Source organism: Duganella levis, from assembly GCF_009857605.1.
GTDB lineage: Bacteria > Pseudomonadota > Gammaproteobacteria > Burkholderiales > Burkholderiaceae_D > Rugamonas > Rugamonas levis.
On the sequence record NZ_WWCT01000009.1, the window covers coordinates 1 to 25,748 of the forward strand.

Below are 25,748 nucleotides of genomic sequence, written 5' to 3' on the forward strand. Positions count from 1 at the left end.
CCGCAGGCAGCACCGCCAGCGGTCGCAGCACCGCAAGCGCCTTCGGCTGCGTACACGCCGCCTGCCGCGCCGTCACGTCCTGCACCGTGGGAAGACATGCCGCCAGCCGCCGATGGCGGCGCGGCTGTCCTGGAAGCGCCGGTCCGCGTGGCGCCGCCAGTAGCCGCACCGCAGCAAGTCGCGCCAGCCCCGCAAGCCAGACAGCAAGCCGTTGAAGACGACGTGCCATCCTGGGTCACTGAATTCTCGGACGACAGCGCAGTCGCCGCACCAGCCTCGTCGCATCCCTACGCGCCGTCGCCATCGGCGGCCCAAGCGGGACAGCCTGAAGACCCGCACGCCATCGCCATGCCAGCCCGCGCCGCACCGGCACCCGCCAAGGCGCCGTACGCCTACGTGGTAACGCCAGTCCCGGAACTGAACTGGGATGGCAACTGGCCCGCCGTGGCCGCCGCTTTGCCACTGCGCGGCACCGCCCAGCAACTGGCCATGCAAGCCGAGATGGTCAGCTGCACCTTTGAAGGCAACGCCGCCGTGTTCACCCTGCGCGTGCCGATCGAAACCTGGCGCACCCCCGGCAACCTGGAAAAACTGACCACCGTGCTGACCGAACGCTTCGGCCGTACGGTGCGCGTCGATAGCGAACTGGGCGCCGTCTGGTACACCGGCAGCGCCGAGGCGCAAGCCTACCGCGACGCCTGCCAGCGCGCCGCCGAGGACATCGTCGCCAACGATCCTTTTGTGAACAGCATGATCCGCGAACTGGATGCCTGGGTTGTGCCCGGCACCGTGGTGCCGCCGCAGTTTAGTGCGGCAGCGGCCGGCTGATCGCCATCTTTAACTGAAACTCGGAGAACTCCATCATGATGAAAAACCAACTCGCCGGCCTGATGAAACAAGCCCAGGCAATGCAAGACAATATGAAAAAAGCCCAGGAATCGCTGGCGCTGATCGAAGTCGAAGGCCAGTCGGGCGCCGGCCTGGTCAAGGTCGTGATGACCTGCAAGAACGACGTCAAGCGCGTCTCGATCGACCCGTCGCTGCTGGCCGACGACAAAGACATGCTGGAAGACCTGGTCGCCGCCGCCTTCAACGACGCCGTGCGCAAAGCGGAAGCCACCGCCGCCGAAAAAATGGGTGGCCTGACCTCGGGCATGAACCTGCCGGCCGGCTTCAAGATGCCTTTCTAAGGAACCATGGCCAAATCGCTGGAATTCCTGACCGAGGCACTTCGCCGCTTGCCTGGCGTCGGCCCCAAGTCGGCCCAGCGAATGGCGTTCCACCTGCTGCAGCATGACCGCGAAGGCGCGGACATGCTGTCGCGCGCGCTGCATCAGGCCGTCAACGCCGTGCACCACTGCGCACTCTGCAATACCTTCACCGAAGAAGAAGTCTGCGACACCTGCAACGACGAGCAGCGCGACCGTCGCCTGCTGTGCGTGGTTGAGACGCCGGCCGATCAGCTGATGATCGAGCAGACGCTGACCTATAAAGGCCTGTACTTCGTGCTGATGGGCCGGCTATCGCCGCTGGACGGTATCGGTCCCAAGGACATCCATCTGGAAAAACTGGTGGCGCGTGCCGCCGACGGGCTGGTCACCGAAGTGGTGCTGGCCACCAATTTCACCAATGAAGGCGAAGCCACCGCGCACTACATCAGCGAGATGCTGAAGGCGCGCGGCTTGCACGTCAGCCGCCTGGCGCGTGGCGTGCCGGTCGGCGGCGAACTCGAATATGTGGACGCCGGCACCATCGCCCGCGCCATGCTGGACCGGAGAGCGACTTGAGCAAGAACACTTCCGGCCCCCTGGCCGGTATCAAGGTACTGGAACTGGGCACGCTGATCGCGGGCCCTTTTTGTGCGCGCATGCTGGCTGAGTTTGGCGCCGAAGTGATCAAGGTCGAATCGCCCGACGGCGGCGATCCGATCCGCAAATGGCGGGTGCTGAAGGATGGCACCTCGCTGTGGTGGTCGGTGCAGTCGCGCAACAAGAAATCGCTGACCCTGAACATGAAGCATCCGCAGGGCCGCGAGATCGCGCGCAAGCTGGCGCTGGAAGCCGACATCGTCATCGAGAACTACCGTCCCGGCGTGCTGGAGAAGTGGGAGCTCGGCTACGAACAGCTGAAGGCGCTCGATCCGTCCATCATCATGGTGCGCCTGTCCGGCTTCGGCCAGACCGGGCCGATGAAGGATTTGCCGGGCTTTGGGGCGATTGGCGAATCGATGGGCGGTTTGCGCTATGTATCCGGCCATGCCGACCGGCCGCCGGTGCGCGTCGGCGTGTCGATCGGCGACTCGGTGGCGGCCTTGCACGGCGTGATCGGCGCCATGATGGCCTTGCGTCACCGCGACGCCACCGGCGGCAAGCTGAAAGGCGAGGGACAGATGGTGGACGTGGCGCTGTACGAATCCGTCTTCAACCTGATGGAATCGCTGGTGCCGGAGTTTGACCATGCCGGCGTGGTGCGCGAGCGGACCGGCGGTTCGCTGCCGGGCATCGTGCCGTCCAATACCTACACCACCAGCGATGGCGAGAACATCGTCATCGCCGGCAATGGCGACGCGATCTTCAAGCGGCTGGTGCTGGCCATGGGGCGCATCGACCTGGCCGGCAATGCCGAGCTGGAGCGCAACGATGGCCGCGTCAAGCACACGCAGATGATCGACGACGCCATCCAGGCCTGGTGCGACACGCAGACCATCGACAGCGCGCTGACGGTGCTGAAAGCGGCCGATGTCCCGGCCGGCAAGATCTACTCGGTGCGCGACATGATGACCGACCCGCAATTCCTCGCGCGCGAGATGTTCGAGCAGCACCAGTTCGCCGACGGCACGCCGGTCAAGCTGCCGGCCATCTCGCCCAAACTATCGGCCACGCCGGGCCACACCAAATGGCTGGGCCCAACGCTGGGCCAGCACAACGACGAAGTCCTGCAATCCCTCGGCTACACCGCCGCCGCCATCGCCGCGATGAAGCAGGATGGGGTGTTGTAGACGAATTCGCGAGAGGTGGGTGATGCGGATCACGTCATGGCCAGCGCGGTTTGGCTGGCCAGCATGCGGTGGATGGTGTCGGGCGGCGAGGGGTGGCCGAGGTAGTAGCCTTGCACCATGTCGCAGCCGTATTGTTCCAGCAGCACCAGTTGGGCATCGGTCTCCACGCCTTCGGCCACCACCGCCATCTTCAGCCCGTGCGCCATGGCGATAATGGCGCGGGTGATGGCGGCGTTTTCGGAATCCAGCGGCAGCCCGCTGATGAAGCTCTTGTCGATCTTCAGCGCCCGCACGTCGAAGCGCTTGAGGTAGTTCATCGACGAGTAGCCGGTACCGAAATCGTCGATCGACAAATACACGCCAATGCCGCGCAGCTGTTCCAGCGTGGCCATGGTGGCGCGCGCGTCGTCCATCAGCGTGCCTTCGGTCAGCTCCAGTTCCAGCAGCTCGGCCGGAAGGCCGGTATCATGCAGCGCCGACAGCACAATCTGCATCAAATTCTCGTCCTTGAACTGCTTGGCCGACAGGTTGACCGCCACCCGCACCGGCGGCTTGCCCTGCGTCTGCCACGCCATCGCCTGCTGGCAGGCGGTGCGTAGCACCCATTCGCCGATTGGCACGATCAGCCCGGTCTCTTCGGCCAGCGGAATGAATTCGGTCGGCGAGATTACGCCGCGCTCGGGATGGCGCCAGCGCACCAGCGCTTCAAAGCCGGTGATCTGCGCGCTGGCGACGTCGATCTGCGGCTGGTACAGCAGGTACAGTTCGTCGTTCTGCAAGGCCTTGCGCAAGCCCACCTCCAGCTTGACGTGGCTCATGATCTGCATCGTCAGCGACGAACTGTACAGCTTGGCGTTATTCTTGCCGCAGTTCTTGGCGTGGTACATGGCGGTGTCGGCATACTTGAGCAGCGAGTTGCAGTCCTCGCCATCCTCCGGATACAGCGAGATGCCGATGCTGGCCGTGACGAAGATTTCGTGCGCGTCCAGCAGGAACGGCCGCCGCATGGCTTCCTTGACGCGGTGGGCGACGTTGAGCGCGTCTTCCACCCGCTCCAGGTCGGGAATCAGGATGGTGAATTCGTCGCCGCCCAGCCGCGCCAGGTTGGTGGCGGCTTCGGTGCGCGAGATCAGGTCGCCCGGCCGCGTGGTTTCGCGCAGGCGCTCGGAGACGGCCTTCAGCAGATGGTCGCCGACGTCGTGGCCCAGCGTGTCGTTGATGCGCTTGAAGGCGTCCAGGTCCATGAACAGCACGGCGAATTTCTTGTTGGCCTTGCGCGAGCGCGCCAGTTCGGCTTCCAGCGTTTCCAGGAAGGCCTGGCGGTTGGGGATGCCGGTCAGCGAATCGCAATAGGCCAGGCGGCGGATCTGCTCCTCGCTGCGCTTGCGCTCGCTGATATCGCGCACCAGGCCCAGCACCTCGTCCGGTCCGGTGGCCACCAGCCGCGCCTCGAAGTGGCGCACCGGCTGCGGCGCCGGATGTTCGCCCTGGCGCACGCGTGGCGCCGGTCCGGGCAGCGGCAGTTCGTAGTCCAGCGAGTGAATGTGCTGGGTGTCCAGCACCGTCTGCACCTGCTGCAGCATGTGTTCGGCGATATCGGCCGGCAGCACCTGGCTCAGGTGCTGGCCGACGCAGCGCTCGCTGGAAAAGACGCTGCTGGCCTCGTGGCCTTGTTCGTAGTCGAGGTAGTAGCCGTCCTTGTTCATGCGGAAGAAAGTGTCGGGAATGGCCGCCAGCACGGCGCGGTGCTGGGCGTCGGCGATGCGCAGGCGGCTGATGGCGTCGCTGGCGCGCAGTACGTACAGCACGCGGTGGCCGAGGATGGGCCAGTTGATCGGCTTGGAGACGAAGTCGGTGGCGCCGGCCTCGTAGGCGCGCGTGACCGATTCCAGCTCGTCGCCGCCGGTGACCATGATGATGGGTACGCTCGCCTGGGTTTCCAGCCGGCGGATTTCGCGGCACACGCTAAAGCCGTCCATGCCGGGCATGTCGACGTCCAGCAGCACCAGGTCGGGCGCCACGCTCTGGTAGCAGGCCAGCGCCTTGAGGCCGTCCTCGGCTTCGATGGCGTCCAGGCCGACCTGGGCCAGCATCTCCAGCATCAGCAGCCGCATGGTGGGATCGTCGTCGGCGACCAGTACCAGGCCGCGTTTGGGGGAAGTTGCCATGATCAGGTTTCCTTTTCCAGCATTGCTCCCAACGCCTGCCGCGCGGCCTGGAAAGATCGTTCCATGTCAGCCAGCAGGACAGCGGCGCCGGCGGTGGTTTCGTTGCGTCCCAGTTGTTCCAGTTCCTTGCTGCGCTGGGCCAGGGCGTTGGCGCCGACATTGGCGGCGCTGGATTTGAGACTGTGCGCCGTCTTGCGCAGTTGTTCGGCATCGTCGGCGGCGATCGCCTGGCGGAGGGTGTGCAGGTGGCCCGGCGTGTCGTTCAGGAAGGCTTGCAGCACGCGTTCCAGCAACGCGTCGCCGTTGGCCGGGCTGAGGGCGCGGATGTTATCCAGTGCTTGTTGATTGATCGGTTCGTCATCGGACGGCGGTTCGGCCAGCGCGGCCGACGGGGCTGGCACGCGCGGCAGGCTGATCCAGCGCGCCAGGGTCTGTCCCAGCGCTTGCTGGGTGTAAGGCTTGCTCAGGTAGTCGTCCATGCCGGCCGCCAGGCAGGATTCGCGGTCGCCTTGCAGCGCGTTGGCGGTGATGGCGATGATCGGCAGGCTGCGCGCGCGGCCGCGTTGCTGTTCGTGGCGGCGGATTTCGGTGGTGGCGGCGAAACCATCCATCACTGGCATCTGGCAATCCATCAGGATCAGGTCGAAATCGTCGGCCTGCACCGAGTGCAGCGCTTCCTCGCCGTTGCAGGCGCGGCTGACGTCCAGGCCCAGTCCCTCCAGCATTGCGCTGGCGACTTCGACGTTGACGGGATTGTCTTCCGCCAGCAGTACCTTGCGCCGTTTGCGCGCACGCGTACCCGGCACGGCGCCGCTGCTGACCGCGCTGACCGGCGGCGCCGTCACCGCCACCGCCATCGCATCGGCGACGCCGGGCAGACGCGGCGGCGGTGTTTCGGCCGCTGGCGCATCCACCACCGGCCGGCTGTCGCGGCCGCGTACCGGGGTGACGATGGCGTCGTACAGATCGCATTCGCGTGGCGGCTTGATCAGCTGGAAGGCGACGCCGGCGGCGCGCCGTTGCACGCCGTCGGCGGCGTTGCGTTCGGTGCTCAGCAACAGCAGGCGAGTCGGCGTCAGCGTGCTGTCGGCGCGGATGGCGGCCGCCAGTGCCAGGCCGGAGGTGCGCGGCTGCTGCATGTCGAGCAGTACCACGTCATAGGCCTGGCCGCGTGCCGCCGCCTGCCGCAGCTGGGACACGGCCTCGTTAGCGGTGGCGCTGGCATAGCTGATGCGCCAGGTCGCCAGTTGCCGCTCCAGCGCGGCGCGGCTGGCCGGATGTTCATCGACAATCAAAGCACGGATTCCCTGTGTTGCGGTGGATGGATCGTCGATATCGATACGACGTTTGTCAAAATTTACGGCAAACCAAAAGATCGATCCTTGAGTTAGCGCATGATCCACGCCTATAGAGCCGCCCATTAATTCCACCAGTTGCTTGGAGATTGCCAGGCCCAGCCCGGTGCCGCCGTGCTTGCGCGTGGTGGAACCGTCCGCCTGCGAGAAGGAATCGAAGATGCGCGCGCGCGCTTCGGCTGAGACGCCGATGCCGCTGTCATGCACTTCGAAGCGCAGGCCGACCGATGGCGCGTCTTCCTGCGCGACGACCACCTTGAGCGTGATCTGGCCGCTATCGGTGAACTTGATAGCGTTGCCGAGCAGATTGAAGATCACCTGCCGCAGCCGGTTGGGATCACCGCAGATGCTGAGCGGAATGTTGTAGGCGATGTCCAGCTCCAGCCGCAGCCCCTTGGCCTGCGCCTGCGGCGAGAACACATTGTCGATGTCGTCCAGCAGGTCGCGGAAATTGAAGTGGATGTATTCAACCGTCAGCTTGCCGGCTTCGATCTTGGAAAAATCGAGGATGTCGTTGATGATCACCAGCAGATGTTCGCCCGAACGCTTGACCATGCTGGTGTAGTGGCGCTGCTGTTCCGTCAGGCGCGTGGCCAGCAGCAGCTCGGTCATGCCGAGCACGCCATTCATCGGCGTGCGGATTTCGTGGCTCATGGTGGCGAGGAAGGCGCTCTTGGCCTGACTGGCGGCCTCGGCCGAATTCTTGGCTTTTTCCAGCTGCTCGGTGCGCACGCTGACCTGGCGTTCCAGCTGGTCGCGGTATTCGGCCAGCGCGGCGTCGCGGCCTTCCACCTGCGCCAGCATGTCGTTGAAGCTGTCGATCAGCGCGCCCAGCTCGTCGCTGCGCTGGTGGACGATGCGCGGCGTCGCGTGGCCGCGGCTGACCTGCTGGGCGGCGGCGATCAACTGGCCGACCGGCTCGGCGATGCTGCCCTTGAAGCGGGCCGCCGTCAGCAGCGCCATCATGAACGACAGCGCGGCGGCGGCGACGGCGGCGCCGAGGTTTTTCAGGATGTCCAGCCACATCCGCAACTGCGAACTTTCCAGCATCACCACGCCGACCTCCGTCTCGCCATCGCGCAGCACGCGATAGACGCGCAACGCTGGTGACCACAGCGGGCCGCTGCGTTCGGTGGTAAGGTCGGTGGCGTTGGTGGTGGCGTCCAGCTCATCCGGCCCGGTCTGCTTCTGGGGCAGGCGCGGCGAAGTGTAGCGCGCCAGCAGCTTGCCGTCGCTGCTGTACAGCGCCGCCTGCAGGATGTCTTCCTCGACCGCCAGCGTCGCCAGCGTCTGCTCGGCCTGGTGGCGGTCGACGTATAGCAGGGCGCTGCGGCTGTTGCTGCCGATGACGCCAGCCAGCGAGGAGAGTTGCTGACGCGAATCCTCGCTGTGACTGAGCACGGCGGTGGCGGCAAATGCGACGAATACCAGCAGCAAGGCGCTACCAGTGGACACCACGGACATGATCGTGAGCTTTTGGCTCAGACCGGAACGTTCAAAGTTGAACATCGCGCGCGCCTCTCAATAAATTCCAATAGGAAAAATATATGTATCTGGCACACTCGACATTGATCCTTGTCTAAGGCTGCACGTTTGCGCTGCCTCAAACAACATGTGCGCAGGCGTCGCAAGCTAGGGGGATGGAACGCAAAAAAATCCTGTTCGTGGCCGAGGCGGTCACACTGGCCCACGTAGGCCGTCCGTTGGCGCTGGCGCAGATGCTGGACCGCCAGCGCTACGACGTGCACTTCGCCTGCGCACCCGGTTACGAACGGTTCTTGCAGGGCAGCCAGCTCAGCAACTGGCCACTGACCAGCATTGCCAGCGCGCGTTTTCTGGCCGCGCTGGCGGCCGGCAAACCGGTGTACGACGCGCCGACGCTGGCGCAGTACGTGCTGGACGATATGCGGCTGTTGCAGGAGCTGCGGCCCGATGTAGTGATCGGCGACTTTCGGTTGTCGCTATCGGTCAGCGCGCGGCTGGTGCAGGTGCCGTATGTCAGCGTCATCAATGCCTACTGGAGTCCCTACGTGACGCAGCGTTACCAGGTGCCGGCGATTGCGCTGGCGCGCGTGTTGCCGATACCGCTGGCCGACAGCCTGTTCAACCTGGTGCGGCCGCTGGCGTTTGCCTTGCACAGCCGGCCGCTGAACCAGGTGCGGCGCGCCTACCGCCTGCCGTCGCTGGGGCGCGATCTGCGGCGCATCTACACCGACGCCGATTACGTGCTGTATGCCGATATTCCGGAGATGTTTCCGCCGAGTGATTTGCCGGCGTCGCATAGCTACCTGGGGCCGGTGATGTGGTCGCCGCCGGGCGAGTTGCCGGCGTGGTGGGATGGCGTGTCCGGCATGCGCGACATCATCTACGTCACGCTGGGCAGTTCGGGGCAGGGCGCCTTGTTGCCGCAGGTGCTGCAGGCGCTGGCGCCGCTGCCGGTGACGGTGATCGCCGCCACCGCCGGTAACGTTGACGTCGGCGTACTGCCGGACAACGCGCTGGTGGCCGACTACCTGCCCGGCGAGCTGGCGGCGGCGCGTTCGCGGCTGGTCATCTGCAACGGTGGCAGCCCGACCAGCCAGCAGGCGCTGGCGGCCGGCGTACCAGTGCTGGGCATTGCCGGCAATCTGGACCAGTATCTGAACATGGATGGCGTGCTGCGCGCCGGCGCCGGCGCCTTGTTGCGCTCGGACCGCTTGGCGGAAGAACCCTTGCGCGAGACGGCGTTGCAACTGCTGTCACAAGCTGAGCCGCGCGCGGCGGCGGCGCGGGTGGCGCAGCAATTCCAGCGTTATGATGCCGGCGCGCGGCTGGCAGGTTGTCTGGCGCGCATTCTGCAAAGATAAAAAAAGCGGACCGGCGCTGTTCCGCCGATCCGCTGCCAATACTGCTGCTGCGCTCAGGACTGCACTTTGCGGCGTGTGCCCAGCGCGAGGCCAGCAAAGCCCAGTCCGATCAGTGCCAGCGTGGCAGGTTCCGGAATCGTGGCAAAGCTCTGCGACGAGTCGACCTTCAGGAATGGCACTGTGGTGGGGGTGGAGCCGTCCCACATGGTGGTGGGGGTAAAGAACGACGGCACGTTGGTGGTGCCGGTGAATTTGTCGACAAAGATGGAGCCGGTAACCGCATCCAGGTACAGCGGATTCACATAGTCGAGCATGAAGCGCGAGTCGAACGAGCCGGTGCCGACCGCGCCGCTGGCGCTGAAACTGGAGGCGTTGAATACCAGGTGGCCGGACAGGATCAGGATGCCGTCGCCGTCGCCGCCGGCGCCGCCGCAACCGGTCGAGGTGCTGCCGGCGCCGTAACAGCGCACGGTGTTGGGGCCGTTGCCGGGAATGGCGCGGCTGCCGTCGGTGATGTTATCGAGGTAGATGGCCATGTTCTGCACGCCGGCGTGCAGCGGATCGACATCCATCGCCGCCGACTGGGTGGGTGGCAGGCCGAAGTTGATGGTGGTGGTGCTTTGCGCCGTCACCAGTTCCTGGAAGCGAACCAATTTGGTGATCTCATAAGTGGTGTTTAGCCCCGCCGGCGTCACGATGGCGGGGATGTTGCTGTTCGACATAGTACCGACCATCATTTGTGAGCGCAGTTCGGTCAAGTAAGGCGCGGTGGCGCCAGGACCGACGATGCGGCCGGGGATGAAGCCGCTGGACAGGCCGGTATCGGTGACGTTGGTCCACAAGTCGGCATAGGTGGTGTAGTTGCCCGTGCCGGTCGGGTCCAGGCCCAGTGTGGGGCCGGCGCTGGCGGTCAGTGGCGCCGTCAGCGCGCCGGCCAGGATGGCGACAGCCAGCGCGGGGTGATGGGTGTTCATGTGTGCTCCTTGAAAAGGGCCAGGGGAATCGAGGCCGTAGGTAAAAAATCAGTCGCAGCGATAGAAAAAGGCGGAAAAAAAGCGGGCCGGCGCTGTTCTGCCGATCCGCTGTCAATACCGCTGCTGCGGTCAGGACTGCACTTTGCGACGCGTGCCCAGCGCGAGGCCCGCAAAGCCCAGTCCGATCAGTGCCAGCGTGGCAGGTTCCGGAATCGAAGCGAAACTCTGCGACGAATCGACCTTCAGGAATGGCACTGTGGTGGGGGTGGAGCCGTCCCACATGGTGGTGGGCGTGAAGAACGATGGCACGTTGGTGGTGCCGGTCACTTTGTCGACGAAGATCGAGCCGGTGACCACGTCCAGGTACAGCGGGTCGACGTAGTCAATCATGAAGCGCGAGTCGAACGAGCCGGTGCCGACCGCGCCGGTGGCGCTGAAGCTGGCTTCGTTGAACACCAGGTGGCCGGACAGGATCAGCAGGCCGTCGCCATCGCCGCCCGCGCCGCAACCGGCCGAGGTGACGCCGGTGCCGTAGCAGCGCACGGTGTTGGGGCCGTTGCCGGGAATCGCGCGGCTGCCGTCGGCCAGGTTATCGATGTAGATGGCCAGGTTCTGCACGCCGGCATGCAGCGGATCGACGTCCATCGCCGCCGATTGGCTCGGTGGCAGGCCGAAGTTAATGGTGGTAGGGGTTTGCGCCGTCACCAGTTCCTGGAAGCGCACCACTTTGCTGATCTCGAAAGTGCTGTTCAGCCCGGCCGGGGTCACGATGGCGGGGATATTGCTGTTCGACATAGTACCGACCACCATTTGCGAGCGCAGCTCGGTCAGGTAGGGCGCGGTGGCGCCAGGGCCGACGATGCGGCCGGGAATGAAGCCGGTGGCCAGACCGGTATCGGTAACATTGGTCCACAGGTCGGCGTAGGTGGTGTAGGTGCCCGTACCGGTCGGGTCCAGGCCGAGCGTGGGGCCGGCGCTGGCGGTCAGTGGCGCCGCCAGCGCGCCGGCCAGGATGGCGACAGCCAGCGCGGGTTGATAGGTTTTCATGTGTGCTCCTCGAAAAGGGCCACGGGAATCGAGGCCGTATCGTACCAAGAGCAAAACCCTTGCCAGAGTATGAAAACAGTTTTAAATCAATTGCTTACGCGCGTTCAGGAGGCGTTTGAGGCGGCCAGTGTAAAAAAATCCGTCAGGCCGCGTCTGGTGCGGATTTGAGCTTGCGCGCCGGGATGCCGCCCCAGATTTCGCCGGCGCCGATATGAGTATTTTTGGTGACCACGGCGCCGGTCGAGACGATGGCGTTGTCGCCGATCTGCACGCCGGCCATCACCACTGCCTTGGCGCCGACGGTGACGGTGTTGCCGATCTGGACCGGCAGCAGTTCCAGCCGCGCGCCTTCCACCACGTGGGCGAAGATGACGGCCTCGTGGCCGATGATGGTGTTGCTGCCGATGCGCGTCAGCGGCGGATCGAGCAGGGTGCCGGCGCTGTAGGTGTTGACGCCCAGCCGCGCGCCCAGCGCCAGGTAGATCAGGCGCTGGATCGGCACCGGGATGAAGTGGGTGCAGATCAGCGAGTTAAACAGCAGCAGGTAGAACAGGCTGTTGACGTTGGCCACCAGTTCGTCGCGCGAGTGCTCAACCACTTCGCCTTCCGGCAGCGGCAGCACCAGCAGGAACAGGCGGTAGACCAGAAAGGCGTACAGGTAAATCAGCAGCACCGCCGCCAGCACCAGCGTCACGCCGCGAAAGTCGCCCAGCGGCAGACGATCAACCACCAGCGCGGTGGTGCCGATGGCCAGCGCCAGGATCACCAACAGCAGCCATAGGAACACCGCCACCTGGCAGAATTTGATGGCGCGCATCAGCCGCCTCCATGCACCGGCACCAGCAGTTCGCGCAGTGGCCGGCGCAATGAGCGCGCCGTGGCCGCCTGGCCGGCGCCGATGCGCGCCATGAACACGGCCGCTTCCCAGTCCTGCTGGCCGAGCAGCGCCGCGCCCGCGCGCGACAGCTCCACGGCTTTTTCCTGCATGCCGGCGGTGCCGGAAAACACGCGGTTCTCGCGCACATAGCGGGAGAAGATCAGCGGCGTCATTTCAGGCTGCATCTGCAAACCGAGCGCGGTGGCGGTCAGCCAGAAGCGCTGCATGGCGCGGCCGGCGGCGATGTAGTCGTCCATGCGCTGCGGCCGCTGCACCGCCACCAGCACCAGGTGCGCGGCGCAGGCCAGCGACGGGATCAGGTCCATCTGCAAACGCGGCGCCAGCGTGCCGGCCAGCCAGGTGTTGAAGAAGCGCACGCGCTGCCAGTCCTGCATCACCCAGCGCATCAGCTTGGTGGTCATCGGGTCGGCGCCCAGCGCCTGGTCGGGGATGCGGTCTTCGCTGTATTGGGCGTTCCACTCGATGATGGACTGGTGCACGCGGTGCGCTTCCGGCATGGTCAGGCGCAGCTTGGCGTTGCGGAACATCAGACGGGCGGCCGCCACGCGCTGGCTGCCTTCCAGCCAGTGCACGCGATAGCCGTCCGGCAGCGCGGCGGTCAGCGTGGCTTTTTCGGTGACGGTCAGCGGACGCCGGCTCAGCGGGCGGCGCTGCACGGCGCGCGGCAGGATGGCGTCGGCCAGCGGATCGGCCGGCAGACCGGGCGAGGGCACGAATTCGACGCTGATGGTAGGCCGCGCTTCGGGCGTGTCCATGTTGCGCGCGGCGCGCATCTCCAGCCCGAAGGTGCTGGCGGCGATGGCCATGGTTTCCAGCAGCGCGCCGATCGACATCTGGCTGGGATGGCCGTCGAGGTCGTAGACGCAATGGTCGCGCGTGTCGTGGCCATGGATCACCAGCCGGCGATCGTCCAGCACTTCAAAGCGCCACGGCTGGGTGTTGTCGCCGCTGGGCGCCCAGCGCGCCAGGTCGAGGATCTGTTCGAGTGTGGCGTCCAGTTGCTGTTCCATCCTGTTCATGGTTCCCCTCCTGGCCGACGCCGTCGGGCCAGCATCATCATCAGCCGTTGTAGCGGATGGCGGTTGCCGCCGGGACGCCAGGTGCGCACCAGCTTGTTGCGGAAGGCGTCGAACTGGTAGCCCCACGGGGCCGGCCGTACGTCGCCGCGGTTGAGTAAAATCTTCAGCGCTTCGGTGGCAGCGGCGCCGGCGCACAATTCGCAGCCCATGATGGTGGACGGGCCGCGCTGCTCCTTCAGGTTGATGGCCGACGGATCGACCAGGTAGCCGCCGTGCAATCCGGCCGGCGCCAGCCCGACCAGGAAGCGCAGGGCTTTTTCCATGTCCGGCTTGTCGCCCCAGCCGAAGTAATCCTCGAACGTCATGTGGCCGGGCAGGAAGCTCAGCACGGCCGTGCCCATACCCAGCGGCGCTGCCGTGACGGACGGAATGCCGAGCCGGGCGCAGGCGGCAAAGGTGGCCTGGCGCGCGTCAAAGGCAAAGAAATCCAGGCCGTCCACGTACAAGTCTACTCCTTCAAAGAAGCTGGCGAGGTTGTCCTGGCGGATGCCGTCGGGGAAGCGCACCAGTTTGACTTCCGGATTGATATCCAGCGCCATCTCGGCCAGCACCGCGACCTTGGGCCGGCCCAGCGTGCCCATGGTGGCGCCGACCTGGCGGTTGAAGTTGGCGATGTCGAAGGTGTCGAAATCGGCAATGTGGAACGCGCCGACACCTAGCCGCGCCAACGTCAGCAAATGCACGCCGCCAACGCCGCCCATGCCGGCGATGGCGATGCGCTTGTTGCGCAAGGTGGCCTGTTCGTCGTTGGTCACCCAGCCGATGTTGCGTGCAAACGCCTGTTGATAGATAAATTGATGTGCCATGCGTCTCCCATTTTCCAGTTGGACACATGGGAACGGTCGAAAGTTCCGCCGTGGATGAAAAAAGCCGGCTCCTGGGAGCCGGCCTGTGATCAACAACAGCCGCCGCGCTTGCCTGCACCGCCGTAGCGGGCTTCCTGCCGTTCGCGGAAGAATTCCTCGTACGTCATGTAGGGCTCGCCCGGATGGGTGGTTTCCCGGTGCGTGACGTAGACGTCGTAATCAGGCAAGCCCATCATCAGGCGCATGCTTTGCCCGAGGTAGCGGCCGGCCTTGGCGATATCGCCCAGCATCATGGCACCTGCGGCGTCAGCACCAGCGGGCTTTCGTTGGCGGTTGGCTTGCTGTTGGCGCGCGCCGCCAGCACGGTGCGGGCGCCGAAGATCAGCACGCTCAGCACGACGATCACGAAGAAGCCGGCCAGCGAAGCATCCAGGTAATCGTTGAAGATCACTTGCTGCATCTGCGCGATCGACTTGGCCGGGGCCAGGATCTTGCCTTCATCCAGCGCTGCCTGGTACTTGGACGCGTGGGCCAGGAAGCCGACTTTCGGGTTGGCGGCGAAAATCTTCTGCCAGCCGGCCGTCAATGTGCACAGCAGCAGCCAGATGGTCGGCACGATGGTGACCCAGGCGTACTGGCCGCGTTTCATCTTGTACAGCACGCAGGTGCCGAGGATTAGCGCGATCGCCGCCAGCATCTGGTTGGCGATGCCGAACAGCGGCCACAGCGTGTTGATGCCGCCCAGCGGATCGACCACGCCCTGGTACAGGAAGTAGCCCCAGGCCGCCACGCACAGGCCGGTGGCGACCAGGTTGGCGAAGGTGTTCTCGGTTTTCTTCATGGCCGGCACGAAGGCGCCCAGCAGATCCTGCAGCATGAAGCGGCCGGCGCGGGTGCCGGCGTCGACGGCGGTGAGGATGAACAGCGCCTCGAACAGGATGGCGAAGTGGTACCAGAAGGCCATCATCTCGCGTCCGCCCAGCACGCCGGACAGGATGTGGGCCATGCCCACCGCCAGGGTCGGCGCGCCGCCGGCACGGGAAATAATGCTGTGCTCGCCAACATCCTTGGCGGTCTGGATCAGCATGTCAGGCGTGATGTAGAAGCCCATCTGCGACACCGCCTGCGCGGCCGACTCGGCGGTGGTGCCGAGCAGCGCGGCCGGCGAGTTCATGGCGAAGTAGACGCCCGGATCAATGGTCGAGGCCGCTACCAGCGCCATGATGGCGACGAACGATTCCATCAGCATCGCGCCGTAGCCGATGAAGCGGGCGTGGCTTTCGTTCTCGATCATCTTCGGCGTGGTGCCGGACGAAATCAGCGCGTGGAAGCCGGACACGGCGCCACAGGCAATGGTGATGAACAGGAAGGGGAACAGTGAACCCGACCATACCGGGCCGGTGCCGTCGATGAACTTGGTGAAGGCCGGCATTTGCAGGTGCGGCGCGACGATCAGGATGCCCAGCGCCAGGCCGACGATGGTGCCGATTTTCAGGAAGGTCGACAGGTAATCGCGCGGCGCCAGCAGCAGCCACACCGGCAGCACCGAGGCGACGAAGCCGTAGCCGATCAGCATCCAGGTCAGCTCGGTGCCGGTGAAGGTGAACATCGGCGCCAGCGCCGCGTTTTCCTGCACGTACTGGCCGCCGAAGATGGCGCCCATCAGCAGGATGAAGCCGATGATCGACACTTCGCCGATGCGGCCGACGCGGATGAAGCGTGAATACACGCCCATGAACAGCGCGATCGGAATCGTCGCCATCACGGTGAAGCTGCCCCATGGCGAGCCGGTCAGTGCCTTCACCACGATCAGCGCCAGCACCGCCAGGATGATGACCATGATCATGAAGGTGCCCAGCAGCGCGATGTTGCCGGGAATCGGCCCCAGCTCGGCCTTGATCAGGTCGCCCAGCGAGCGGCCGTCGCGGCGCATCGAAATGAACAGCACGATGAAGTCCTGCACCGCGCCGGCAAACACCACGCCGGCCAGGATCCACAGCATGCCGGGCAGATAGCCCATCTGCGCGGCCAGTACCGGGCCGACCAGCGGACCGGCGCCGGCAATCGCGGCGAAGTGGTGGCCGAACAGCACGAATTTATTGGTGGGGACGTAATCGAGGCCATCGTTGAGCTTGCCGGCCGGGGTCTGGCGGCGGGCGTTCAGGCCCAGCACCTTGTCGGCGATGTACAGGCTGTAGAAACGGTAGGCGATCAGGTAGACGCAGACGGCGGCGATGACGATCCAGATCGCGCTGATCGACTCGCCGCGGTGCAGGGCGACGACGCCCAGCGCCGAAGCGCCGGCCAGGGCCATAGCGGCCCACCCCAGCTTGCTTGCCAGGGTAGTTGGTGCGGTACTCATGCTTCCTCCAAGGTTCTCTTTGCCGCTTTTTGCGGCTTATGACTAGTATTCATCAAGCTGATATCAGTAACAAGCGCACCAATACGCACAGCGGCTGCGTACAACTACGTAGGCTGATGGGCGGGCGGGGGCGTAGAATCCCGGCTACAAGAATAAGGAGGGACGGCTCGATGAAGTTGCGGCAGAAGGTGATTTTTTTGGCGATCACGCCGCTGATTCTGGCGCTGTGCGCGATCGCCTTTGCGGTGCGCCACCAGTCGGTGCTGCTGGCCGAGCAGCAGCGCGCCACCATCCAGCAGGCTTACCTGAGCAGCAAGGAAGCCGAACTGAAGCATTACGTGGCGCTGGCCTCGCACTCGATTTCGCACCTGTACGAATCCGGCCGCGACGACGAAGCCACGCGCCAGGAGGCGATGCGCATCCTGTCCTCGCTCAGCTATGGCGACGACGGCTACTTCTTCCTCTACGATATGCAGGGCAACACGCTGATGCATCCGCGCCAGCCGGAGCTGGTGGGCCAGAACCTGTTCGGCCTGCGCGACGAGTACGGTCAGCTGACCATCCAGAACCTGCTGCAACGGGCCCGCGCCGGCGGCGGGCTGGAGCGGTATATGTGGGTCAAGCCGTCCACCCATAAGCCGGTGGCCAAGCTGGGTTACGTGATCGCCATGCCGAAGTGGGGCTGGATGATGGGCACGGGTATTTATCTGGACGACGTCGACCAGGCGCTGGCCAAGATCGACGTCCAGCAGTCCGGCAACATCCACAACACCATGCTGTGGATTGCCGGCATTGCGATTGCCGCTGCCGTGGCCGTGGCCAGTTCCGGCCTGGCGCTGAATATCAGCGAACTGCGGGTGGCCGACGCCAAGCTCAAGGTGCTGGCGCAGCGGGTGGTGGAGTCGCAGGAAGAGGAGCGGGCGCGGCTGTCGCGCGATTTGCATGACGGTATCAGCCAGTGGCTGGTGTCGATCAAGCTGCAGATCGAGGCCGGGATTATCCGACTGACCAGCGGCCAGCAGCCGGCGGCGCAGGCGGTGTTCGAGCACGCCGCCGACCAGCTCAGCAACGTGATGGCCGAGGTGCGCCGCATCTCGCACAATTTGCGTCCGGCCATCCTGGACGATATCGGCCTGGCCGCCGCGCTGCACCACCTGGGCCAAGAGTACACCCAGAGTAGCGGCACTCCGGTACACTTTGAAGCATCCGGCTGCACCGATGCCTTGCCGGACGTCGCCAATACCGTGCTGTTCCGGCTGGCGCAGGAAGCGCTGACCAATATCGAGCGCCATGCCGGCGCCAGCCGCATCGACATCACGCTGGCTGGCGAAGCCCATGGCGTGTCGTTGCGGATCCGCGATGACGGCCACGGTTTCGACGCCGAAAGCATCGCCCTGCATCCGCAGCGCGGCATCGGCTTGCGCAATATGATGGAGCGGATGGACGCCATAGGCGGCCGGTTCGCAATCCAGTCCTCGACCGACGGCACGGTGGTTACCGCTTATGCCGCTAACAACAGTCCAATGCTATGACGAATACGATCAAGATCCTGCTGGTAGACGACCATCCCCTGGTGCGCGACGGCCTGCGCGCGCGGCTGGAGGCCATGCCGCAGTTTGAAGTGGTGGCCGAGGCCGGCGGCGCGGCGGAAGCGCTGGAGCAGGCCTCCCGCCATCCGGTCGACCTGGTGCTGATGGACATTAATATGCGCGGCGCCAACGGCATCGAGGCCACGGCGCTGTTCAAGCAGGCGTTTCCGCAGATCGCGGTGCTGATCCTGTCGATGCACGACAAGCTGGAATATGTGTCGCAGGCGATCCAGGCCGGCGCGCGCGGTTATGTGCTCAAGGATGCGCCCGGCAAGGACATCGTGGTGGCGATCGAGACCGTGATGTCGGGCGGCATTTATTACAGCACCGCGCTGGCGCGCCAGCTGGCCCAGCCGCAAAACCAGGACAACCAGCTGACCTCGCGCGAGCACGAAGTGCTACGCCACATCGCCCATGGCGAGTCGAACAAGCAGATCGCCCGCGCGCTCGACCTCAGCGTGCGCACCGTGGAAACCCACCGCCTCAACATCAAGCGCAAGCTGGGCATTGAAGGGCAGGCCGAGCTGATCCGTTTCGCTGTGCAAAACGCCCAGTGAGGAGTGTGGCAAAAAAGCCCACATTATGACGCGAAAACTTAAGCATTGATCAACAGAGCGTGTTTGTACGGCAATATCTGCTATATTCCTGCACCGACTGCCGCACCGTCGATTGGTCTTATATTGGTAATATTGCTTATCACATTACTATCTTCATGGTATCTGATTGCTTAAAGTCAATTGTTGATCTAAGATGGGGCGGATAACCCTGATGAGATATTGATGTCTGCGCCTGAAATCAGCCCGTTTCCACTGGTGGAATTACATGCAGTGTCCAACGCTCATAATGAGTGGGTGGCACTGCTGTTCGAGGTCTCGCCCGATGCCGGCGACGCTTTTCAGGCCACGTTGACGCTGTTGAAAACGCCCGACGTGTTTGCCGCACTGGCGCCGCTGGAGTGCATCCTGCCGGTGCCGCAGCCCCAATTGCTGGAACAATCCCAGCTGGAGAACCTGCCCCCCAACCGCATCATCCTGCGCGTGCCAGCCGGCGCCTGCGCCGACGTCGCCGTGCAGCGCAAACTGGCCGGCTATGCCGAGGCCGGCTACCGCATCATGGTCGAAGGCGTGGCCGAAGGCTCGGCCGCCACCATGTGCAGCGCCCGCTCGTTGATGGTGGACGCGTCGCTGACGCTGCCGCCGATGCTGGCGCTGGTGGCCCAGCCGGGCCCGCATCTGGCGACCGCCATGCGCAGCGAAGAACGCATCGCCGACTGCGCCAAGGCCGGCTTCAGCTGGTTCGCCGGCGACTTTGCCCAGTACCCTTCGCCAGACAGCAACGCCGGCGACGGCACCTCGCGCAAGCGCCTGCTGGCGCTGCTCGGCCTGCTGGCGCGCGATGCCGATTCGCGTGAGCTGGAAGTGCTGCTGAAGCAGGACCCGGCGCTGGCCTACCACTTGCTCAAACTGGTCAACTCGGCCGCGTTCGCGCTGAGTTCGCCGATCCACAGCTTCGGCCAGGCCATCAACGTGCTGGGCCGCCGTCAGCTGCAGCGCTGGCTGCAATTGCTGCTGTACGCGCGCCAGCAGGATGATGGCATGGCCAATCCGCTGCTGCCGCTGGCGGCAGTGCGGGCCTCGATGATGGAAGGGCTGGCCAAGCAACTGGGCTGGGACCGCGATCAGCAGGACATGGCCTTCGTGGCTGGCGTGTTCTCGCTGCTGGACGTGCTGCTGGCGATGCCGATGAGCGAAATCGTCGCCGCCCTCAGCCTCGATCTGGACGTGGTGATGGCGCTGCTGGACCGCGCCGGCCCGCTGGGCGACCTGCTCAAGCTGGTGGAACAGCACGATGGCGCCAGCCTGGAACAGGCCGGCATTACCCACGAAGCTTATTGGGAAGCGCAGTTGCAGGCTTACCACTGGGCGATTCAGGTGAGCAGGAACATCTAACCCATGCTCGCGCAACCCGGCTCCGATTTCCTGACCAACAGCGCGGCCTTGTGCGACGCGGTGTTGCGCTTGCGCGGCACCGCCCTGACCGAAGAACTGGGCCGCATCCTGCGTGCCGTGCTCAACAGTCCACTGGGCGAATACATCCCGGCCGATGCCGTCGCGTTGCTGCTGCGTCCGCCGATCGGAACCGCGCAGGCCGCCAACGACGACGCCGTGCCCAGCCTGAGCCAGGACCTGTACTTCGACCAGCATTTCTTCGGCCGCTTCGTGGTGTCCGGCCGCACCGCCTACAGCGATCTCGACCGTCAGCACCTGAGCAGCCTGGCCAGCCTGGCGGCCAGCGTGCTGCAAGTCCATTCCGTGGCGCAGCGCACCACCCACGCCTACGTGCAGGTGGAAGCGCAATTGCAGCACCAGGCACAGATCCTGGACCAGATCCACGAGTCGGTGCTGACCATGGACATGAACGGCTTCATCATCAGCTGGAACAAGGGCGCCGAACGGCTGTTCGGCTACACCGCGGTGGAAGCGGTGGGGCGCAACATCCTGTTCCTCTACGATGACGAAGACATGGGCTTCCACGACGCCTTCCTGGAGCAGGGTGGACGGCTGATGGAGGTGCGCCGCAAAAAGAAGAGCGGCGAGGTGTTCTGGGCCAGCCTGTCGCTGTCGCCGCTGTGCGACATCAACGACCGCTCGATCGGCCTGATCGCCTACCTGACCGACATCACCGAACGCAAGATGGCCGAGGAGCGCATCCACCACCTCGCCTATTACGACGCCCTGACCGGCCTGCCGAACCGCACCCTGCTGACCAAGCTGGTCGACCAGGCGCTGATGGTCGCGCAGCGCAACAAGGCGCATGGCTGCGTGCTGTTCATCGACTTGAACCGCTTCAAGATGATCAACGACACGCTGGGCCGCAACATCGGCGACGCCTTGCTGGTCGAAGTGGCGCACCGCTTCCGTTCGGTGCTGCGCGACCAGGACCTGGTGGCGCGCCTGGGCGGCGACGAATTTGCCGTCGGCCTGTTCGACATCGGCCAGCACTTCGAGGCCAGCATGGTCGCGCAAAAACTGCTGGCCACGCTGAACGAGCCGATCTTCATCGACGGCCACGACTTGCGCGTGGGCGGCAGCATCGGCATCAGCGTCTACCCGCAGGACGGCGCCGACGCCGAAACCCTGCTGCGGCTGGCTGACATCGCCATGTACCGCGCCAAGCAGGAGGGCGGGGCGGACGGCGACCACGTCGCCTTCTACAGCCAGGACATGAACCAGGGCATGCAGGAACGCATGCGCATCGAAACCGGCCTGCGCAATGCGTTGGGCAATGGCGAACTGCTGCTGCACTACCAGCCCAAGTATTCCATCCCCGATGGCAAGATCATCGGCGCCGAAGCGCTGGTCCGCTGGCGCCATCCGTTGCGTGGCCTGGTGCCGCCGTCCGAATTCATCCCCTTGGCCGAAGCGACCGGACTGGTGGTGCAGGTCGGCGAATGGGTGCTGGAAACCGCGTGCGCGCAGGCGCAGGTGTGGAAAGACGCCGGCCTGCCCCCGATCCGCCTGGCGGTGAATGTGTCGGCGCGCGAGTTCACGGCCGCGTTGCCGGGCCGCGTCAGTGAGACCTTGAAGCGCTACGGCCTGGAGCCAACGTGGCTGGAACTGGAAATCACCGAAAGCACGCTGATGCACAACATCGACCGCGTGATCGGCATCATGGACCGAATTACCGCGCTGGGCGTGACCTTGTCGCTGGATGATTTTGGTACGGGGTATTCGTCGCTGTCTTACCTGAAGCGCTTCCCGATCGACACGCTGAAGATCGACCGCTCGTTCACGATCGGTATTCCGGAAGACACCAATGACTGCGCGATTGCCAACACCATCATCAGCATCGCCCAGCAGCTCAAGCACAAAGTGATTGCGGAAGGCGTGGAGACCGAGGCGCAGCTGGCGTTCCTGAAAAATTCCGGCTGTGATGAAGTGCAGGGTTACCTGTTCTCCAAACCGCTGGAAGCGGACGCGTTTGAGCGTGCTTTGCGGGAAAATTGGCTACCGGGGCAATCGACTCGGGCGGCGTGATAGCCGATGGGTGGTCTTGGCGCTGGAAATCTGTATAATGTTGCACACTTAGGAAGCGTGGCCGAGTGGTTGAAGGCAGCAGTCTTGAAAACTGCCGACGGTGTGAGCCGTTCGTGAGTTCGAATCTCACCGCTTCCGCCAGAAAAATACGAAAACCGCCCACTGGGCGGTTTTTGCATTTTGGGACGGAAGCGGTGAGATTCGAAGGGCTGGGCCTACCAGCCCAGCCCTCTCCGAATCGCCCAGCCCCGCGCGCCGAGCGCGCGCGTTCTACGCCTAATCATTTTTCAACGGCCCAGTCTGTGTCCAGTTGCCGGACCTGACCCTGATCCACTGATCTATGACCCTGATCTACTGATCCATGCTGATCCATGATTAAAAATACAATTTCTCAAGCCGATGTAAGCTAAAATCGGTACTGAGTAGCAGGTGCCACTCAGTTGGCTTGTGACTTCGAGGCCGGTTTCCGGCGTGCCAAAATCGATATTTAACACGCAGTCGCAAGGAGCCACCATGGTTTCGCGTTCGAAAGAAACGAAGGCTTTTCTTATTGCGCATGCGGTTCTACTAGCCATCGTCCTGGTCGGCTTTGCGCGCTCGTTTTATCTGCGTAGCTTATTCACCCCGCGTCCTCTGCCCACGCTGTTGTTATTGCACGGCATTGTATTGACACTCTGGTTCGCGCTGGCGGTGGTTCAGGGCGTTCTGGTAATGACGGCGCAGCGCCGGTGGCATCGGAGAATGGCTTGGCTGGCGGTGCCGGTGGTTGTTGGCGTCGTCGTCAGCGGCATCGCGGTCAACATGGGTGTGGCGCTGGAGGTGGAGTCGGCCAGCAGCCCCGAGAATATGTTCGTCTGGGGTAACTTCATGAGCCTCGCGTCGTTCGTGATTCTGGTGGTCGCTGGCGTGGTACTTCGACGCCGCTATGTGGCGCACCACCGGTTAATATTTTTTGCGTCACTCGCCATCATTGGGCCAGCCTTTGCGCGGTTTGCGTTTTGGCCGGCCATCGGTCTGGGAATGAATTTTGCGCCGATCTTTGCCGGTGTCGGCATGCTTTCGCTGATTGTGCTGGCGCTTGGCTACGACCTGTTCACCTCAAGGCGTGTGCAATCTGCGACCTTGGCTGGCCTTGCCGGTGTACTGATCCCCTTGGTCGGCGGTACGGCGGTTGCCATATCGGGAGTGGGCTTTCGGTTGCTGCATTGAGCTCACCGCGCCGAAGGATAAATGACGATGGGAGCAGGTCCGCTTAGGTAAAAGCCGTGTCAATGACATCCCTCAATGATGCTTCAGCGGCGTTTACGGAAAGTTTCTATTTTGCACTGTTCCTTTTGTGTTAATATTTATAATGCAACTTGCGCAAGGCGAGGGAATTTTTCGAGGACAAGAAGTTAGTGAAATTTGCATCTCCATTGGTATGTCTGCTTTGCATATATAGCGGTACGGTAGTTGGCCAGGTCGATTCGGGTAAAAGCCCCCAAGTAGTCATCAATGGCAATGTGTCCGATACTGATTTACGCCAGGAATCAGTCGCGGGAAAAATCATTATCAGCAGAAAAAATATCGAAGACAGCGGGGTCAGTACCGCTTACGAATTGCTGAAGCGGCAGCCGGCTGTGACGGTGTCGGCCAAGGGCCAGCTCGGGCTGATGGGCATGCCAGGTTATACGCAGTTGTTGATTGACGGTGTGCCGGCGCCCGCCGGTAAAAACCCGCTGGATCTGGATGTCGTCCATATCGAAAAAGTCGAGATCGTCCGCTCCGCGATGGCGGAGTTTGGGCCGTTCGGCAGCGCCGGGACCATCAATATCGTCTCGCGCAAAATCAACCGCCGCAACCTGAGCATGCTTCGGACCGGGGTGACGGCGAGTGCGCTCGACAAGGGCGCCAATCTGGCATGGTCGACCAATATCGCCGACGATGTGTCGCCGTTTTCTTACGCTGCGCAGGTCTCCGTATCAAAAAGCCGCAAGCACGTCGAGGAGCAGTCGCGCCTGTCAGAGGCGAACGCCCAAGCCGATGTGGCGATCGTGCAGCGCAGCGACCTCTGGCGGCAAAACGACTCACAAACATTATTGGGTGCTGGCACCATTGCCTGGAAATACGACAAATCCAATACGCTCAGTTTGGACCCATCCTGGATGGGGATGCAGTTCGACAATAGAAGCCGGGACAGCAGCATCTGGAGCCCGCTTGGCCGCGGTCCTATGTTTTCTGCCCAGGCAGTGGAATCGCCGTTCCACTCGTTCTCGCTACCGCTGAAATGGGAGACTGTTCCGTCTGCGGGATCGAAATTTTCACTGTCGCTGTCACCGACGCGATTCAGCTATCGCAAGGAACTGGCGCGCGATGAACTCTTTGCCGACCTGACGACACGTGTCCGGCAGAACCAGCAGCATTCCGACCGCAAAGCCGACTTTATCAAGGCCAATTACTCAACGCGGGCCGAGGCGCACACCGTCAAGGCCGGCGTGACCGTATCGCGCAACACGGAAGACACGCGGTTCGGCTATCTGCTCAACGGCGCCGACGATGTCAGCCTGGGCGCCTTCGGCCTGACCAAGGAAGCGGTCGACAACAAGCTGTCGCTGTTTCTGCAGGACGAATGGCGCGTCGATAGCTCCCTCAGTGTGAACCTCGGGTTGGCGTCACAGCGCCGTTTCATGCAGCTGCACGAAGGCGTATTCGACAGCCGCATCCGCTACGCCGTGACATCGCCGTCGGCCAATCTGACCTGGCGCGAAAACGCCGACTCAAAAAACCAGGTCCGGCTGGGGATCGCCAAGACCTATACCGAGCCTTTCGCCGATCAACTCAGTGCGCGCCCGGACATTAATCCGCTATCGCCATGCCCGGCGACCGGACAGTGCGGCGCCAATCCGCCGGAGTTTGCGGACACGGTGGGTAACCCGCAATTGCGGCCGGAACGGGCCATCGGCGTCAACCTGTCGCTGGAGCGCTACCTCACTGCCGACAGTCTGATCACGCTGGAGTTGTTCGCGCGCCAGTTCCGGGATACGGTCGGCAAGCATCTTGAATTGATGAACGTTGTGTGGGCCGACCAGCCGCGCTATGTGCTGCGTCCGGAAAACCTGGGGACCGCCTGGAGCCGGGGGATCGGCATTGAGTTGCAACTGCTGACGTCGGATATATCACCAAGCCTGCCGAAGATTGAGTTGCGCGGCGCGGTCAATTATGCGGTGTCGAGGATCTCGCTGGTGCCCGGCCCGGACAACCGCATCGCCGGGCAATCCCCCTGGACCGCGAAGCTTGGTGGTGAATATAAATTATCGAGTCTGCCGCTTAAGATCGGTGCGGATCTGAACCTGCTGCCATCCGGCTGGATACGCAGCAGCGACATTAATCGTAGTTACAGCAACCATCGGTTCGATCTGGGTGCCAGCGGGACGTGGACCTTCAATCCGAAATTGAAACTGATCGCGAATATCGACCATCTGGCATCGAACCGAAACTATTCGGAAGAAGAGTTTGGCAGCCTGGCTGCCGCCTACAGCAGTAGATCCACCATCAGGAAAATCGAGCCCACACTGGGCGTCAAACTGGACCAGAGATTCTAGGAGAAATC

At 63.7% G+C, this 25,748-nt stretch carries 19 protein-coding genes, 1 tRNA gene and 1 pseudogene; 12 read left to right on the forward strand and 9 right to left on the reverse strand.

Translation table 11 applies throughout. The annotated features are described in order from the left end of the window. The 4 genes and pseudogenes from GTP69_RS12745 to GTP69_RS12760 all read left to right on the forward strand — a co-directional run. Positions 1 to 828, forward strand: a pseudogene (locus tag GTP69_RS12745) (DNA polymerase III subunit gamma/tau); the annotation flags it as partial. Between the two features lie 35 nt (positions 829 to 863). Beyond that, on the forward strand, positions 864 to 1,190 hold the full coding sequence (locus GTP69_RS12750; protein ID WP_110849834.1) for a YbaB/EbfC family nucleoid-associated protein: 327 nt from the start codon (positions 864 to 866) through the stop codon (positions 1,188 to 1,190). Positions 1,191 to 1,196: 6 nt separating this feature from the next. After that, entirely contained in the window at positions 1,197 to 1,787 is a 591-nt protein-coding gene (recR, locus tag GTP69_RS12755; RefSeq protein ID WP_110849833.1) for a recombination mediator RecR, read from the forward strand. Beyond that, positions 1,784 to 2,998: a CaiB/BaiF CoA transferase family protein gene (locus tag GTP69_RS12760; protein WP_161055256.1), complete on the forward strand. Its 1,215-nt coding sequence runs from the start codon at positions 1,784 to 1,786 to the stop codon at positions 2,996 to 2,998. Before recR ends, GTP69_RS12760 begins: the two co-directional genes overlap by 4 nt. 29 nt (positions 2,999 to 3,027) lie before the next feature. Here the strand turns inward: GTP69_RS12760 and GTP69_RS12765 are convergent, their stop codons facing one another. Both GTP69_RS12765 and GTP69_RS12770 read right to left on the reverse strand, forming a co-directional pair. Beyond that, positions 3,028 to 5,166: a putative bifunctional diguanylate cyclase/phosphodiesterase gene (locus GTP69_RS12765; protein ID WP_161055257.1), complete on the reverse strand. Its 2,139-nt coding sequence runs from the start codon at positions 5,164 to 5,166 to the stop codon at positions 3,028 to 3,030. Positions 5,167 to 5,168: 2 nt separating this feature from the next. After that, a complete protein-coding gene (locus tag GTP69_RS12770) occupies positions 5,169 to 8,030 on the reverse strand; it encodes a response regulator (protein WP_161055258.1) in 2,862 nt (953 codons plus the stop codon). Positions 8,031 to 8,161: 131 nt separating this feature from the next. On the opposite strand from GTP69_RS12770, the gene GTP69_RS12775 reads away from it, so the two are divergent. Further along, the gene (locus tag GTP69_RS12775) at positions 8,162 to 9,367 is read left to right on the forward strand and encodes a glycosyltransferase (RefSeq protein ID WP_161055259.1); all 1,206 of its coding nucleotides are present in this window, start codon (positions 8,162 to 8,164) and stop codon (positions 9,365 to 9,367) included. A gap of 53 nt (positions 9,368 to 9,420) precedes the next feature. Here GTP69_RS12775 and GTP69_RS12780 read toward each other — a convergent pair whose 3' ends face one another. From GTP69_RS12780 to GTP69_RS12810, 7 genes are all read right to left on the reverse strand, one after another. Next, positions 9,421 to 10,341 carry a PEP-CTERM sorting domain-containing protein gene (locus GTP69_RS12780; protein WP_161055260.1) on the reverse strand — a complete coding sequence of 307 codons (921 nt, stop codon included), beginning with the start codon at positions 10,339 to 10,341 and terminating at the stop codon, positions 9,421 to 9,423. 129 nt (positions 10,342 to 10,470) lie between these two features. Further along, the gene (locus tag GTP69_RS12785; protein WP_161055261.1) at positions 10,471 to 11,388 is read right to left on the reverse strand and encodes a PEP-CTERM sorting domain-containing protein; all 918 of its coding nucleotides are present in this window, start codon (positions 11,386 to 11,388) and stop codon (positions 10,471 to 10,473) included. A 142-nt stretch (positions 11,389 to 11,530) separates the two neighbouring features. Beyond that, entirely contained in the window at positions 11,531 to 12,205 is a 675-nt protein-coding gene (locus GTP69_RS12790) for a DapH/DapD/GlmU-related protein (RefSeq protein ID WP_161055262.1), read from the reverse strand. Next, complete coding sequence (locus GTP69_RS12795) at positions 12,205 to 13,305, reverse strand: nitroreductase family protein (RefSeq protein WP_161055263.1); 1,101 nt, start codon at positions 13,303 to 13,305, stop codon at positions 12,205 to 12,207. Before GTP69_RS12795 ends, GTP69_RS12790 begins: the two co-directional genes overlap by 1 nt. Then, positions 13,302 to 14,171 (reverse strand): ThiF family adenylyltransferase, encoded by an 870-nt coding sequence (locus GTP69_RS12800; protein WP_161055264.1) that lies wholly within the window; start codon positions 14,169 to 14,171, stop codon positions 13,302 to 13,304. The genes GTP69_RS12795 and GTP69_RS12800 overlap by 4 nt, the downstream gene beginning before the upstream one ends. An 89-nt stretch (positions 14,172 to 14,260) precedes the next feature. Continuing rightward, positions 14,261 to 14,461, reverse strand: coding sequence for a YbdD/YjiX family protein (locus tag GTP69_RS12805; protein WP_110849929.1), 201 nt, complete (start codon positions 14,459 to 14,461; stop codon positions 14,261 to 14,263). Further along, positions 14,461 to 16,533 (reverse strand): carbon starvation CstA family protein, encoded by a 2,073-nt coding sequence (locus tag GTP69_RS12810; protein ID WP_161055265.1) that lies wholly within the window; start codon positions 16,531 to 16,533, stop codon positions 14,461 to 14,463. The genes GTP69_RS12805 and GTP69_RS12810 overlap by 1 nt, the downstream gene beginning before the upstream one ends. Before the next feature lie 170 nt (positions 16,534 to 16,703). Between GTP69_RS12810 and GTP69_RS12815 the strand changes: the two genes are divergently transcribed. The 7 genes from GTP69_RS12815 to GTP69_RS12845 all read left to right on the forward strand — a co-directional run bounded on the left by GTP69_RS12815 (position 16,704) and on the right by GTP69_RS12845 (position 25,740). Further along, positions 16,704 to 18,065, forward strand: coding sequence for a cache domain-containing protein (locus GTP69_RS12815; protein WP_161055266.1), 1,362 nt, complete (start codon positions 16,704 to 16,706; stop codon positions 18,063 to 18,065). After that, the gene (locus GTP69_RS12820) at positions 18,062 to 18,679 is read left to right on the forward strand and encodes a response regulator (RefSeq protein WP_161055267.1); all 618 of its coding nucleotides are present in this window, start codon (positions 18,062 to 18,064) and stop codon (positions 18,677 to 18,679) included. The genes GTP69_RS12815 and GTP69_RS12820 overlap by 4 nt, the downstream gene beginning before the upstream one ends. 222 nt (positions 18,680 to 18,901) lie before the next feature. Beyond that, positions 18,902 to 20,071, forward strand: coding sequence for an EAL and HDOD domain-containing protein (locus GTP69_RS12825; protein WP_161055268.1), 1,170 nt, complete (start codon positions 18,902 to 18,904; stop codon positions 20,069 to 20,071). Positions 20,072 to 20,074: 3 nt separating this feature from the next. Beyond that, positions 20,075 to 22,159 (forward strand): putative bifunctional diguanylate cyclase/phosphodiesterase, encoded by a 2,085-nt coding sequence (locus GTP69_RS12830; protein WP_161055269.1) that lies wholly within the window; start codon positions 20,075 to 20,077, stop codon positions 22,157 to 22,159. A 51-nt stretch (positions 22,160 to 22,210) separates the two neighbouring features. Then, positions 22,211 to 22,300: transfer RNA gene (locus GTP69_RS12835), tRNA-Ser, on the forward strand. A gap of 372 nt (positions 22,301 to 22,672) precedes the next feature. After that, positions 22,673 to 23,368 (forward strand): hypothetical protein, encoded by a 696-nt coding sequence (locus GTP69_RS12840; protein ID WP_161055270.1) that lies wholly within the window; start codon positions 22,673 to 22,675, stop codon positions 23,366 to 23,368. 293 nt (positions 23,369 to 23,661) lie between these two features. Beyond that, positions 23,662 to 25,740 (forward strand): TonB-dependent receptor plug domain-containing protein, encoded by a 2,079-nt coding sequence (locus tag GTP69_RS12845; protein ID WP_161055271.1) that lies wholly within the window; start codon positions 23,662 to 23,664, stop codon positions 25,738 to 25,740. Positions 25,741 to 25,748: the final 8 nt, after the last annotated feature.